The organism is Acinetobacter sp. Gutcm_16, assembly GCF_028649355.1.
In the GTDB taxonomy this organism is placed as follows: Bacteria; Pseudomonadota; Gammaproteobacteria; order Pseudomonadales; family Moraxellaceae; genus Acinetobacter; species Acinetobacter johnsonii.
The window spans coordinates 198191-211936 of the sequence record NZ_JAQSUV010000032.1 but is presented as its reverse complement, the minus strand read 5'-3'; the positions used below and the strand labels follow the sequence as shown (position 1 = coordinate 211936).

Annotated in this window: 11 protein-coding genes and 2 tRNA genes; 4 read left to right on the top strand and 9 right to left on the bottom strand. The window is 42.3% G+C overall.

The window, feature by feature from the left end; all coding sequences use genetic code 11:
* Positions 1 to 194: 194 nt before the first annotated feature.
* From PTT44_RS10065 to pyrC, 8 genes are all read right to left on the bottom strand, one after another.
* Positions 195 to 1100, bottom strand: a complete 906-nt coding sequence (locus PTT44_RS10065) for an alpha/beta hydrolase (RefSeq protein ID WP_171527543.1) — start codon at positions 1098 to 1100, stop codon at positions 195 to 197.
* A gap of 80 nt (positions 1101 to 1180) precedes the next feature.
* Entirely contained in the window at positions 1181 to 2593 is a 1413-nt protein-coding gene (locus PTT44_RS10060; protein ID WP_078388883.1) for an amino acid permease, read from the bottom strand.
* 109 nt (positions 2594 to 2702) lie between these two features.
* A tRNA-Glu gene (locus PTT44_RS10055) sits at positions 2703 to 2778 on the bottom strand.
* Positions 2779 to 2953: 175 nt separating this feature from the next.
* Positions 2954 to 4384 carry an amino acid permease gene (locus PTT44_RS10050; RefSeq protein WP_168159110.1) on the bottom strand — a complete coding sequence of 477 codons (1431 nt, stop codon included), beginning with the start codon at positions 4382 to 4384 and terminating at the stop codon, positions 2954 to 2956.
* Between the two features lie 125 nt (positions 4385 to 4509).
* A complete protein-coding gene (locus PTT44_RS10045; RefSeq protein WP_168159109.1) occupies positions 4510 to 4671 on the bottom strand; it encodes a hypothetical protein in 162 nt (53 codons plus the stop codon).
* A 119-nt stretch (positions 4672 to 4790) separates the two neighbouring features.
* Positions 4791 to 4866 (bottom strand) — tRNA-Glu (locus PTT44_RS10040).
* Between the two features lie 20 nt (positions 4867 to 4886).
* The gene (gene rnt, locus PTT44_RS10035) at positions 4887 to 5546 is read right to left on the bottom strand and encodes a ribonuclease T (protein ID WP_005399764.1); all 660 of its coding nucleotides are present in this window, start codon (positions 5544 to 5546) and stop codon (positions 4887 to 4889) included.
* On the bottom strand, positions 5531 to 6565 hold the full coding sequence (gene pyrC / locus PTT44_RS10030) for a dihydroorotase (protein ID WP_010326368.1): 1035 nt from the start codon (positions 6563 to 6565) through the stop codon (positions 5531 to 5533). Before pyrC ends, rnt begins: the two co-directional genes overlap by 16 nt.
* Positions 6566 to 6716: 151 nt before the next feature.
* Between pyrC and PTT44_RS10025 the strand changes: the two genes are divergently transcribed.
* A complete protein-coding gene (locus PTT44_RS10025) occupies positions 6717 to 7979 on the top strand; it encodes a GGDEF domain-containing protein (RefSeq protein WP_168159108.1) in 1263 nt (420 codons plus the stop codon).
* A gap of 54 nt (positions 7980 to 8033) precedes the next feature.
* Here the strand turns inward: PTT44_RS10025 and argG are convergent, their stop codons facing one another.
* Positions 8034 to 9377: an argininosuccinate synthase gene (gene argG, locus PTT44_RS10020; protein WP_004694013.1), complete on the bottom strand. Its 1344-nt coding sequence runs from the start codon at positions 9375 to 9377 to the stop codon at positions 8034 to 8036.
* A gap of 626 nt (positions 9378 to 10003) precedes the next feature.
* Here argG and lldP point away from each other — a divergent pair.
* Genes lldP through lldD form a run of 3 tightly spaced genes read left to right on the top strand, consistent with a single transcriptional unit; the run spans position 10004 to position 13604 of the window.
* Positions 10004 to 11671: an L-lactate permease gene (gene lldP / locus PTT44_RS10015; RefSeq protein ID WP_171527542.1), complete on the top strand. Its 1668-nt coding sequence runs from the start codon at positions 10004 to 10006 to the stop codon at positions 11669 to 11671.
* 32 nt (positions 11672 to 11703) lie between these two features.
* On the top strand, positions 11704 to 12447 hold the full coding sequence (gene lldR / locus PTT44_RS10010; RefSeq protein ID WP_004694009.1) for a transcriptional regulator LldR: 744 nt from the start codon (positions 11704 to 11706) through the stop codon (positions 12445 to 12447).
* Between the two features lie 2 nt (positions 12448 to 12449).
* Complete coding sequence (gene lldD / locus PTT44_RS10005) at positions 12450 to 13604, top strand: FMN-dependent L-lactate dehydrogenase LldD (RefSeq protein WP_005399760.1); 1155 nt, start codon at positions 12450 to 12452, stop codon at positions 13602 to 13604.
* Positions 13605 to 13746: the final 142 nt, after the last annotated feature.

Sequence of the window (13746 nt, the reverse complement as noted above, 5' to 3'; positions counted from 1 at the left end):
GGATTCGAACCCCGGTTACCGCCGTGAAAGGGCGATGTCCTAGGCCTCTAGACGATAGGGACATTTCAGAGGTGGGCGTATATTAGGGCGAAAATAGAGGGGTGTCAAACGCTTTTCTCTAAATAATTCTAGTTTTAAGTGTTGAGTGCATAAATTTAAAACAATCTAGATAAAATGATTAAAAATCATATGATTTAAGCCGATTTTTTAAGCAACTTGAGCAAGTTGTTGATGAACTCGGGATGGCGTAAATAGCCTTCGATCAGATGAGGATGAGCAAGATCGGTGGTGATTTGCTTGTTGATAATGGCGGGAGTAAAAGCAAACGGTTTTTGGTTCAGTGGAAAAGCACTCAGAAAATCAGCATCTGAATAAAAATTGATCCAATCGCCACATAAAGCTGCAGGCCGTTGAATAGGTTGCTGTAAATGGCACTGGATAACGCGAAAAGCAAGTGGTGAACCGAGGGTAATTAGTGCTTGAATCTTAAGTTCAGGGTGCTGAATTAAATAATTATAGGCAATCACGCTGCCTAAAGAGTGGGCAATCACAATATTGGGTTTCGTACCGTGTAAGTGCTCATGCAGACGCGTATGCACGGTGTGGATGAAGTGTGGATTGGATAAATATAGATACGCTTCCATCAAAAAACGATGAATAAAGCTACTATGCAGCTCTGGGAAGTGGTTGATTAAACTAGCTAAGTCGCGTAAGGCCAGATCTTTGCCGAGGAGGCTGATGTATTTAATTTTATTATTGAATGAGAGTTCATCTGAAATGGTGAGCTGGGGGTTTTTAGAAATTTCAGCTTGATGTTCGATATTGGGTGCAGCGGTGTGCGTCAGGTGAATAGGATGTAAAAAAGAAAAAGGTGACCAGTGTTGCGGCATGAGGGTGCTGGCGTTGAGGGTGTTTTCTAAATGCTGACGTGTTAGAAGATCTCCATAAAAGGCCAGCCGACTGTGCCGCTGAAGATAGGGAAGGTCATCTGCGCGGCCAAGTTCGCTCAGTACCTGTTGTAAGATCACAAGCCAATGTTGAAGCAGGATACGCGCAGTCTTATGCTGCTGATTCATCCCGTGAATCCATACAATATTCATCAGGCATGCACCGATGATGTACTCGATAAAAACAGTATAAAAAAAAGAGCGACCGAAGTCGCTCTTTTTAACAGTAAGGATTAAGTTTTCTTGTGATAAAAGGTGTAATAACTTGCATAACATACTGCAATAAACAGTAAACAACCAAAGAAGCTAATACGCATACTTGGATCAAACACCATACTGACGCAGGTGATAAAACAGAAGATAAAGCCAAGGATTGGCACAATAGGGAACAGGGGTGCTGCAAAACCTAATTCTTCTTTTTTACGTCCTTGTTTATACCATTGGCGACGGAAGTTAAATTGGCTTAAGCAAATACTCATCCAAACGACGACCATGGTAAACGCTGCAATACCTAAAAGGTTTGTAAAAATGGCTTCAGGTGCAAACTGTTCAGACAGTAAACCCGGCATACCGCCAATCATGGTCACGATGACTGCCACGTAAGGGACACCACGTGCATTGATTTTTGAGAAGACTGCTGGCAACTGTTTTTGGTAAGACAATGACCACATCATACGCGAAGCGGCAAATAGTCCTGAGTTCGCAGCAGATAGCAACGCAGTGATAATCACAAAACGAATGATATCTTCAGCATAAGGAATGCCAATGTGCTGGAATACGGTTACAAATGGACTGCTACTCACGCCTTCAGCTGCTAAACCTGCCTCTTGATGCGGAAGGAGTGAAGTCACGACCAAGATGGTACCCACAAAGAAAATCAATAAGCGGAAAATCGCAGTATTGATGGCTTTGGGTACATTCTTAGCAGGATCTTTGGTTTCACCCGCAGCAACACCAATCAGCTCTGTACCAGAAAATGCAAAGTTCACGATCAACATGGTGGTAAAGATAGGGAACAAGCCTTCTGGGAACCAACCCTGAGCTGTTAAGTTGCTAAATAAAGGCGCAGCTTCATAGCCTCTGTAGCCAATCACGCCAAAAATAGCGAGTAGACCCAATAAAATAAAAATAACAACGGTGATAACTTTGACTAAAGCCAACCAAAACTCAGATTCTGCGAACCATTTGGTCGAAATCATATTTAAACTAAATACAAATGCACCAAAAATTAGAGTCCACATCCACATTGAACTATCTGGAAACCACTCCTGCATGAGCAGTGCGGCAGCTGTAAACTCGGTTCCTAGCGTGACTGACCACGTTAGCCAGTACAGCCATGTGATGGTATAACCTGTACCTGGTCCGATATAGCGTTTGGCATAGGCGCCAAATGAGCCAGACTCAGGCATATGAACAGCAAGTTCCCCTAAACACAGCATGACCATATATGCAATGATCCCGCCGAGGAAATAAGAAATAATGGCACCTACAGGCCCCGTTTGTGCAATGACTTCACCCGATCCTAAAAATAGGCCAGTCCCGATTGCGCCACCAAGCGAAATCATAACCAGATGTCGAGTACTCATAGCGCGTTTTAAAGGCGCAGAATTGCCCTGATGCGAAGCATCATTCGGAGATGAGTGCATAAGCGTTAATAAGTTCAGGAATGAAGCGGGCTATTGTAGTGAAAAACTGCAAATCTGCAATGAAATAATAGTAATTATGAATAAGTGTTGATCGGATAAGATCAAGATATGGCGTCCCTACGGGGATTCGAACCCCGGTTACCGCCGTGAAAGGGCGATGTCCTAGGCCTCTAGACGATAGGGACGTTGCGAGGTGATGCGTATATTAAGGATTAAAGGCCTATTTGTCAAAAGGGTTTTTGCTCTGTGATGGTTGAAAGTTCAAACATTAGGCAAAACAAGTAATTAAATTGAATGAATTTTTTATTGTTGCAAAAGTGAGCTCAAAAAATAAGCTTGAGCTCACTTTGCTGAAGATGCTTAGTTTTTATTGTGATAGAGCCAATAGTAACTGGCATAGCAAGCGGCCATAAAGAGCAAGCAGCCAATAAAACCTGAAAGCATTTCAGGGTCTGCCGCCATACTTAAACCTGTCGCAGTACAGCAGATAAAGCCTAGGATCGGAACCAACGGATACCAAGGGGTACGGAATTTCAGCTCCGATAAAGCATGGCCTTGCTTTAACCATTGGCGACGAAAGTTAAACTGACTCCAGCAAATACTCATCCAGACAATCACCATAGTGAATGCTGCAACACCCATCAAGTTCTTAAAAATGACATCTGCACCAAACTGCTCAGAGAGCAAGCCTGGTAAGCCACCAATCATAGTGACCCAAATGGCAATATAAGGCACCCCAGATTTACTTACTTTGGCAAAAATCTTGGGGAGTTGGTTTTGTGAGGACAAGGCCCACATCATGCGTGATGCAGCATATAAGCCTGAGTTTGCGGTTGATAATAATGCCGTGATAATCACAAAACGGATAAAGTCTTCGGCATAGGGAATGCCCATTTGGGTGAATACAGTCACAAACGGACTGCTGCTTAAGCCACCATGCCCGCCCACTTGCAAACCGGTGTTGCTATAGCTAAGTAGCGAGCTGATGACAATGATAGTACCAACAAAGAAAATAATGAGGCGCCAAACCGCGGCATGAATGGCTTTGGGTACATTTTTTTCTGGGTTTTCAGTTTCACCTGCGGCAATGCCAATCATTTCTGTACCATTAAAAGCAAAATTCACAATTAATAAGGTGGTAAACAAAGGAATAAGACCATTTGGTAGCCAGCCTTGTGTGGTTAAGTTGTTAAATAAGGGGGCAGATTCATACCCCTGAAAAGGGATGATACCGAAAATACAGGCAAAGCCTAAAAGAATAAAAATGAGTACAGTTGCGACTTTGATCATGGACAGCCAAAACTCAGACTCTGCAAAAGCTCGGGTTGAACTGAGGTTTGAAATCAGTACACCACTGGCAAAGATTAACGTCCATAACCAGATCGACGTTTGTGGGAACCATTCCTGTACCAAAATGGCTGCTGCGGTAAATTCGGTACCGAGTGTTGCTGACCAGCCGAGCCAATACATCCACGACACCATATAGCCTGTGCCAGGGCCAATATAACGTGTTGCAAAGGCACCAAATGAACCAGAAACAGGTAAATGTACTGCAAGCTCTCCAAGGCAAAGCATGACCATATATGCGATCAAGCCGCCAATAATATAAGCCAGTACAGCACCGAGAGGGCCTGCCTGAGAGATCACTTCGCCTGAGCCCATGAACAGGCCTGTGCCAATGGCACCACCAAGCGATAGCATGATCAGGTGGCGTGTGCTCATGGCGCGTTTTAATGAGGTATTTTGCGGTGAATCAGTTGAAGACTGCGAAGGCGGCGTTGCAGATTGCATAGAAAATCAAACAATGGGCTTAAAGGTATATTCTAGTTTTTAATAAGATGAAAAATCACGTGAATTGAAATTATCTGATGAACTATCGGTATCAATTTAAAAAACAAATGCTTAAAGACTATTTTTTAGTGGTCGGGTGTTGGATAAGAAGAGCTGTTTTCAGCAATTGAATGTAGTTCTTGTGCAACAGGGTCTTGTTTGGTGTTATTGGTCCCTTGTTGGACAAACCATAGATAAAAAATAGAAGGCGATAGAATCAATAAAAAGATTAAAAATTTCTTAAGCATAGCAATCAACCTTGAAAAACACGAAGCATCGTATAGCGAGTGCATGGTTAAAATTGAAATGAAATATCGGAGGTCAATCAGAACCGATTAAATAAAAAGTGTTATTTTCTAGAAAAAGATGGCGTCCCTACGGGGATTCGAACCCCGGTTACCGCCGTGAAAGGGCGATGTCCTAGGCCTCTAGACGATAGGGACGTTGCGAGGATGGCGGTATCTTATTGATCCGCCACCAGAGTGTCAAGTAGGTGTGGTGCGAGTTTGTTCAAAATATAACAGAACAGTTCAGCGGTCTTTTGAGTGTCGTATAAAGCTGAGTGTGCCTCTCTACCATCAAACTCAATCCCTGCTTGAATACATGACTTCGCAAGAACAGTTTGACCAAACATCACAGCACTTAAGGTGACGGTGTCAAATACAGAAAAACTGTGAAATGGGTTTTGATTTTTAGTCCCTGTACGTGCAATCGCTGCCTGTACAAAACCTAAATCAAAGTGAGCGTTATGACCAACCAAGACCGCATGTGTACAGTTCTGTTGGCGACGAACTTCATTGACGGCTTTAAAAATACGTTTTAATGCTGTTTTTTCGTCTTCGGCCATGGCCATGCGCATGGGATTAAAGGGATCAATACCAATAAAGTCCAATGAGCGACGGTCTAGATTTGCACCTTCGAATGGGTTGATATGCGCATGATGTGCAGGACCCGGTACAAATTGACCTTCTTCATTATAAATAATCGGAATTGCGGCAATTTCCAATAAGGCATCGGTCTGTGCATTAAAACCTGCTGTTTCGACATCGACAACAACAGGTAGAAAACCACGGAAACGCTGACCAATTATTGGCAATGTTTCATTTGTCACACTTTTCTCCATTGAATGGTTTTACCCGCATACAGCGGAATAATTTGTTCACCATCCAAATAGTCTAAACTCTCAGGGATGACTTGGTCTTCTTTTACCAGTGTAATTGTTGAAGTATTGCGCGGTAGACCGTAGAAGTCTGCACCAAAGTGGCTGGCAAAACCTTCAAGGCGTTCAAGCTTACCCACTTGATCGAATGCTTGAGCATAAAGTTCAATTGCCGTTGGCGCGCTGTAGCAGCCTGCACATCCACATGCATTTTCTTTGGCATTTTTAGAGTGCGGTGCACTGTCTGTACCTAAGAAAAACTTAGGGTTGGCACTGGTCGCAACTTCGAGCAAAGTTTGCTGATGGGTTTGACGTTTTAAAATCGGTAAGCAATAGAAGTGCGGTTTAATGCCACCAACCAACATATCATTACGGTTAAACAGTAAATGCTGTGGAGTAATGGTTGCAGCCACATTGCGGTCTTGTTCTAAAACAAAGTTGGCCGCTTCACTAGTCGTAATGTGTTCTAAAACCAATTTCAGTTTTGGAAATTGTTTCAGCAACGGAGAAAGAACTTCGTCTAAGAAGCGCTTTTCACGGTCAAAAATATCGACATGATTGTGTGTAACTTCACCATGCAACAGTAATGGAACCTGATGCTCTTCAAGTTGCTCAATGACAGCATAGACTTTACGAATGTCGCTTACACCATTGTCTGAGTTGGTGGTCGCACCAGCAGGGTAGAGTTTAATCGCGTTTACAAACTCAGAATTTTTAATTTTCTTGACTTCTTCAGGCGAAGTTGTGTCAGTAAAATACAACACCATGCGTGGGTCGAAGGCATTGCCTTCTGGTACATGCGCCATGATGCGTTCTCGGTACGCATTCGCTTCCTCAACCGTTTTAACGGGAGGTACGGTATTTGGCATACAAATAGCGCGTGAAAACTGTTGGGCTAAATCGGGAACAGTACGTTGTAATGCAAGACCATCACGAAGGTGAGCGTGCCAGTCATCTGGCTGGAGAATCGTAATCGTATTCAAGGCGATTTCTGTCAAAGAAATAAAACAGATGATAATGCATATACAGCAAAAATGGTAATGACAAATAAAGGCATCTTGTCTGATTATTATGATTTATCTTTGTAAATTTGTGTTATTTTTAAGCAACTACAAGAATTAAATCTGGTCTGGTATGGAATATAAATACAACCTCGCCAAACTTCAGTACGATAAAGAAAAAATGGAAGAGCTGATTACACGACACAACCGTCGTATTGGTCAGGTTTTTCCTCAGAAATTAGAGCAAGAGTTTTGGCGACTAAACTTAGAGCGCGCGCGTCGCAATATTAATGACTTTCTTTGGTCTGGTGTTTTGGCTTATTTTGTTTTTGCCATTTTAATGATTCCGGGGGATTACTGGATTATTGAACATTCTCACTTTAAACAAGATTTTATTCATTGTTTACTGGGGCTGCTAAATGGTGCTGTTTGTCTTTTATTCCTTTATGTTTTTTCACATTTTACCAAACTAAAGCCTTTTTTTGCCTATGCAGCCATGTTTGCTGTGTTTTGGGCTGTGGTCTCGACGACTTGGTTGACCATGTCAGTACATACCGAAGCTTTGCGCCATCAAGCAATGATGATTATCTGCATGATTTATGTATTGGGGTTTTTACTGACTGGGGTGAAGCCGGGATATATTTTTATGACTGGTGTAGCAGCCGCTGGGGTTTCATTTTTAGTCCTGATTTCAACGCTGGTCAAGTTTGATGCGATCGTGATGGGGCGTGTGATGTTTGGTAGCTGTTTGCTGGGGTTTGTTATCAGTCGCATGATCTACGCCCGCGAGCGCATCATTTTTTTAAATATTCGTCGCGCCAAGATTAGTGAAAAAATACATCGAATACACACCTCAGAGTTGCTGCATTTAAGTCAGAATGATGAGCTGACCAAGATTTCAAATCGGCGTAATTTTGACGAAATGATGGATACCTATTATGAGCAATCACGTCAGGATGAAACACCCTTGTCGATTTTGTTTATCGATGTTGATTTCTTTAAAAAATATAACGACTGTTATGGTCACCAAAAGGGCGATGATGTGATTTCATCGATTGCAAAATCTATTAAAAATGCGATTCGACATATGGATTTTGTGGCGCGTTATGGCGGCGAAGAGTTTGTGGTGTTATTACCTGAAACTGATGCACATGGCGCTTATGCGGTGGCTTCAAATATTTACCGAGCGATTGAGCGTTTGGAAATTCCGCATGAAATGTCTGAAGTGTCTCCATTTGTGACCATTAGTTTAGGGATTACAGTCTTTAAAGGCGAGGTTGATTTGAGCAAAGTCGAGTTACTGGGGATCGCAGATCAGGCTTTATACCGTGCCAAGCAATTGGGACGTAATCAGATTTATTATCAGCCTTTAACCACATCGACGTGTATAGAATGAATCGCTAAAATAAAAAAACCGCTCTTAGGAGCGGTTTTTTGACATTCAACAAACTTATTTGTTTTTGTCTTTTAACTGTGGAACAGCAGAACCCGTACCGACTGCTAATAAACCAGTATTGGTATAAATACCAAGTTTCGCACGAGTATCGGTGATGTCCAAGTTACGCATAGTTAACTGACCAATACGGTCCATTGGCGTAAACATTGAATCACCTTTCTCCATCGTCAAGCGCTCAGCTTCATAAGTGAGGTTTTCAGACTCAGTGTTCATGATGGTGTAGTCATTGCCACGACGAAGCTCTAAAGTCACAGTACCTGTGATGGCTTTCGCAACCCAACGTTGAGCAGTTTCACGAAGCATTAATGCTTGAGAGTCGAACCAACGACCTTGGTAAAGCAAACGACCTAAACGTAGACCATTGATGCGGTACTGTTCGATCGTGTCTTCGTTATGAATACCGGTAACCAAGCGCTCATAAGCAATATGAAGTAGAGCCATACCAGGAGCTTCATAAATACCGCGAGATTTTGCTTCAATAATACGGTTTTCGATTTGGTCAGACATACCTAGACCATGACGACCACCAATACGGTTGGCTTCAAGAATGAACTCAACAGGGTCTTCAATGCGTTGACCATTGATTGCAACTGGGAAGCCTTCTTCAAAAGTAATCGATACTTCTTCAGCTTTAACTTCTACGTCGTCTTTCCAGAATGCAACGCCCATGATTGGGTCAACAATTTTGATCCCTGCATTGAGGTATTCAAGATCTTTTGCTTCGTGGGTCGCACCCAACATGTTTGAATCAGTTGAATACGCTTTTTCTTTTGACATTTTGTAGTCAAAGCCGTTGTCGATCAAGAATTGCGACATTTCAGCACGGCCACCTAATTCATCAATAAACGTTTGGTCTAACCAAGGTTTATAGATTTTAAGGGCAGGGTTGGTCAACAAACCATAACGGTAGAAACGTTCAATATCGTTTCCTTTATATGTTGAACCATCGCCCCAGATGTTTACATCATCTTCTTTCATTGCGGTAACAAGCATAGTCCCTGTTACTGCACGACCCAACGGCGTCGTGTTGAAATACGGTACACCGCCAGTTGAAATGTGGAACGCACCACATTGAATCGCAGCAATACCTTCAAGTGCAAGCTGTAAACGGCAGTCAACTAAGCGAGCTTTTACTGCGCCATACGCTTCCGCTTTTTTTGGAATCGCATCGTAGTCGTCTTCATCAGGCTGACCTAAGTTTGCTGTATAAGCATAAGGTTCTGCGCCTTTTTGTTTCATCCACAAAAGTGCAGCTGAAGTATCTAGACCACCAGAGAAGGCAATACCAACTTTTTTGCCAACTGGGACATTCTGCAAGATAGTTGCATTATCAGTCATTGTTAATCCTAACGATATAAATATAGGCACCGAGAATGGGTGGCCTGAAAGAATAAATATGTCCCCGATTGTAGCACTTTTCCAAATGGTTTTTCTAAAAAATCATAGGGCTTTAAAAATATTAAAGCTCATGTGCATATCGATACTGTTGAAAAAAATCTGGATAAAATCGGTTTCTATATTGTGTGCTCAATTTTTGTCTTTTTAGAAGATGTTTAGGCTGTAAATTAATCAAAAAAGTGGGGAGGTTGGTTTGGGTTTAAATTGGTATTACCAATATTGTGTGATTTTTCCATTTTTTGAGTATTAAGCAGGGTTTAAGTTGAGTGATTATTTTTTATATTATTAGACTAAAGTCTAAAGTTGGCATTATTTTAATAAAAATATCAGCAAAAACAATGATATTTATTTGATTAAAATATGATCTGGTTTATAAAGGTGGCCTATATTGGTCATACCAATAATAAATTTTAATTGAAGTTTTACTTCATTTTAAATCAAAATAAGCCAAGTATAAGTCATTATTGGTTTGTTTCTCTTTACAGTTGCTCATATTGGTCTGTCCAATATTGGTAAAAGTACCAATAATGTGCTCAAAATTAAATCTTAGTAAGCATTTCAAGGAGATGACAATGCTTCAATGGCAGCAAATGTATGACCCGATGGGGAATATTTGGATTTCAAGTCTAATAGCACTGATTCCGATTATCTTCTTCTTTTTGGCGCTCGCGGTATTTCGTTTAAAAGGCAGTGTGGCGGGTACGATCACCGTTGTACTTGCACTTCTTGTCTCTTTATTTGCCTATAAGATGCCGGTGCTGATGGCATTCGCATCGATGGCTTATGGTTTCCTCTACGGTTTATGGCCGATTGCATGGATCATTATTGGTGCTGTATTCCTGTATAAAATTTCAGTGAAGACAGGCCAGTTCGACATCATTCGTTCTTCTATTCTCTCAATTACTGAAGATCAGCGTTTACAAATGCTGTTGGTGGGTTTTGCTTTCGGTACCTTCTTAGAGGGTGCGGCAGGCTTTGGTGCTCCTGTGGCGATTACCGCAGCACTATTAGTCGGTTTAGGTTTTAAACCTTTATATGCAGCAGGTCTCTGTCTAATCGTAAACACAGCACCTGTGGCTTTTGGTGCGATGGGTATTCCAATTATTGTTGCTGGACAAGTATCTGGTGTCGATACGATGGAAATCAGCCAAATGGTGGGCCGTCAGCTACCATTTATGGTGCCAATCGTGTTGTTCTGGATTATGGCAATCATGGATGGCTGGCGTGGTGTTAAAGAAACATGGCCAGCAGTTGTGGTGGGTGCAAGTAGCTTTGCAATTGCACAATACTTAACTTCTAACTTTGTTGGTCCAGAATTACCCGATATTACGGCTGCAATTGCATCCTTGGTTTCTTTAACAATTTTGTTTAAATATTGGCAGCCGAAGCACATTTTCCGTTTTGCAGATCAAGATGCAACGATGAGTGAAAATGTGGCTGCACAAAAACAGCAAAAATACACTGTAGGACAAATTGCAAAAGCATGGTCTCCATTCGCGATTTTAACTGTGATGGTGACGATCTGGAGTGTGAAACCGTTTAAGGATTTATTTGCCAAAGACGGTGCATTGCATGATCTCGTGATTTCAATCAAAGTACCATTTTTGCATCAAATGATTCAAAAAATGCCACCTGTAGTTGCTGAAATTAAAGATTATGACGCGATCTATAAGTTTGATTGGATCTCGGCGACAGGAACTGCGATCTTTATTGCAGCATTGATCACCATTGCCTATTTGAAGATGAAACCGAAAGATGCTGTGGTAACTTTTGGTGAAACCCTGAATGAATTGAAAGTTCCCATTTATTCAATTGGTATGGTGTTGTCTTTTGCTTTTATCGCAAACTATTCGGGTATGTCTTCGACCTTGGCTTTGGCCCTTGCACATACAGGTTCGGCATTTACGTTCTTCTCGCCTTTCTTGGGTTGGTTGGGTGTATTCCTCACGGGTTCAGATACTTCTGCCAATGCACTGTTTTCAGCACTTCAAGCCACTACGGCTCAGCAAATTGGTGTGCCAGAAGTTTTACTGGTGGCAGCCAATACCAGTGGTGGTGTGACTGGTAAGATGATTTCACCTCAATCGATCGCGATTGCATGTGCGGCGGTAGGACTGGTTGGTAAAGAGTCTGATTTATTCCGTTTTACCTTAAAACACAGTATAACGTTCACAATTATGATGGGTATTATGATTACTCTACAAGCCTATGTGTTCCCATGGATGATTCCATAACACAAATTGTGTATCAACGTTAAGGAAAGCAGATGAAAGTCTCCGATAAAGCTGTACAAAGCCTGCGTGTATTGATTGAACAAAGCAATATGCAAGTTGGGGACCGTCTGCCTGCTGAAAGAAAACTGTGTGAACAGCTTCAAGTCTCTCGCTCTTCTTTAAGAGAGGCCATTTCGCAGTTGACCAGCATGGGTATGTTGGTCAGCAAAGTGGGGGCGGGGACTTTTTTAAAACAATTACCTGCAACGTGGTCCAGTTATCAAATTGTACAACCGATTAGTAATTTGATGAGTGAAGATCCTGCCTACCGATTTGATGTGCAAGAGGCGCGCATTATTTTAGAAGGTGGAACAACTTGGTATGCAGCACAACGCGCAACCCAAGAAGATCTGGTGAACATCAGACATCATTATGATCAGATTAACCATTTTCAGGCTTTGGGAAATGATGATGAGGCGGCTCGTGCAGATGCGAAATTTCATTTAGCGATTGCTGAAGCATCTCATAATTTGGTTTTGATTCAGATGATGCGTGGTCTGTTTGATTTGTTGCAGTTCAACGTCGCTTTGGGACGCCGAAAAGTCTATAGCGAAGCACACCGTTTTGATCAATTGCATGATCAGCACTTTCAAGTCATGAATGCAATTGAACGTCGTGATCCAGAAGCTGCACGTAAAGCAGTCTGTGGACACATTGAGTTTGTAGTACAACAGGTGCGAATGATTGATGAAGAAGAAGCTCGTCGTCAGCGCGCCAGTCGATTAAACAGGATATAAGCATGATTATTTCTTCTGCCAATGACTACCGTGAAGCGGCACGACGTCGTTTACCGCCATTTTTATTCCATTACATCGATGGTGGTGCGTATGCAGAATATACCCTGAAGCGCAATGTAGAAGATTTATCAAAAATTGCTTTGCGCCAGCGTGTACTGAACGACATGTCACAGTTAAGTTTAGAGACCAAACTGTTTGATGAAACTTTGTCGATGCCTGTTGCATTATCTCCTGTAGGTTTAACAGGCATGTATGCACGCCGCGGTGAAGTTCAAGCTGCTGTCGCTGCAGATAAAAAGGGTATTCCATTTACGCTTTCTACCGTTTCAGTATGTCCAATTGAGGAAGTTGCACCTGCGATTCAGCGTCCAATGTGGTTCCAGCTCTATGTACTGCGTGACCGTGGTTTTATGAAAAATGCCTTGGAACGTGCTAAAGCGGCAGGCTGTTCAACCTTGGTGTTTACCGTGGATATGCCTGTTCCGGGCGCGCGTTACCGTGATGCCCACTCGGGTATGAGTGGCCCAAATGCAGCAATGCGCCGTTATATGCAGTCGTGTTTCCACCCACATTGGGCGTGGAATGTCGGCATGATGGGACGTCCGCATGACTTAGGCAATATTTCTAAATACTTAGGCAAACCTACAGGCCTAGAAGATTACATCGGTTGGTTGGGTTCTAACTTCGATCCGTCTATTTCGTGGAAAGACCTTGAGTGGATTCGTGAGTTTTGGGATGGGCCAATGGTCATTAAAGGCATCCTAGATCCTGAAGATGCCAAAGATGCAGTGCGTTTCGGTGCAGATGGGATTGTGGTTTCAAACCATGGTGGTCGTCAGCTGGATGGCGTTTTATCTTCTGCACGTGCACTTCCACCAATTGCAGATGCAGTCAAGGGTGATATTAAAATCCTTGCGGATTCGGGTATTCGTAATGGTTTAGATGTGGTACGTATGCTGGCGTTGGGTGCGGACACGTGTATGCTCGGTCGTGCCTTTGTTTATGCTTTAGGTGCGGCAGGCGGTGAGGGTGTTTCAAATCTGCTTGATTTAATTGATAAAGAAATGCGTGTGGCAATGACTTTAACAGGTGCAAAAACCATTGCTGATATTACGTCTGACTGTTTAGTGAAGTTAGAACGAGAGTTGGCTGAGTAAAACTCTCTAATAAAAGCGAATGAATATAAAGAAGCATCCTTTGCCTCATTTTGAATTAAAAAATTTAAGTTCAATTGCGTAGGCGATACCTTACTTTTCAAAGATGAAAAGTAACAAAAATCTTTTGTTGGGCGAGGGGTAC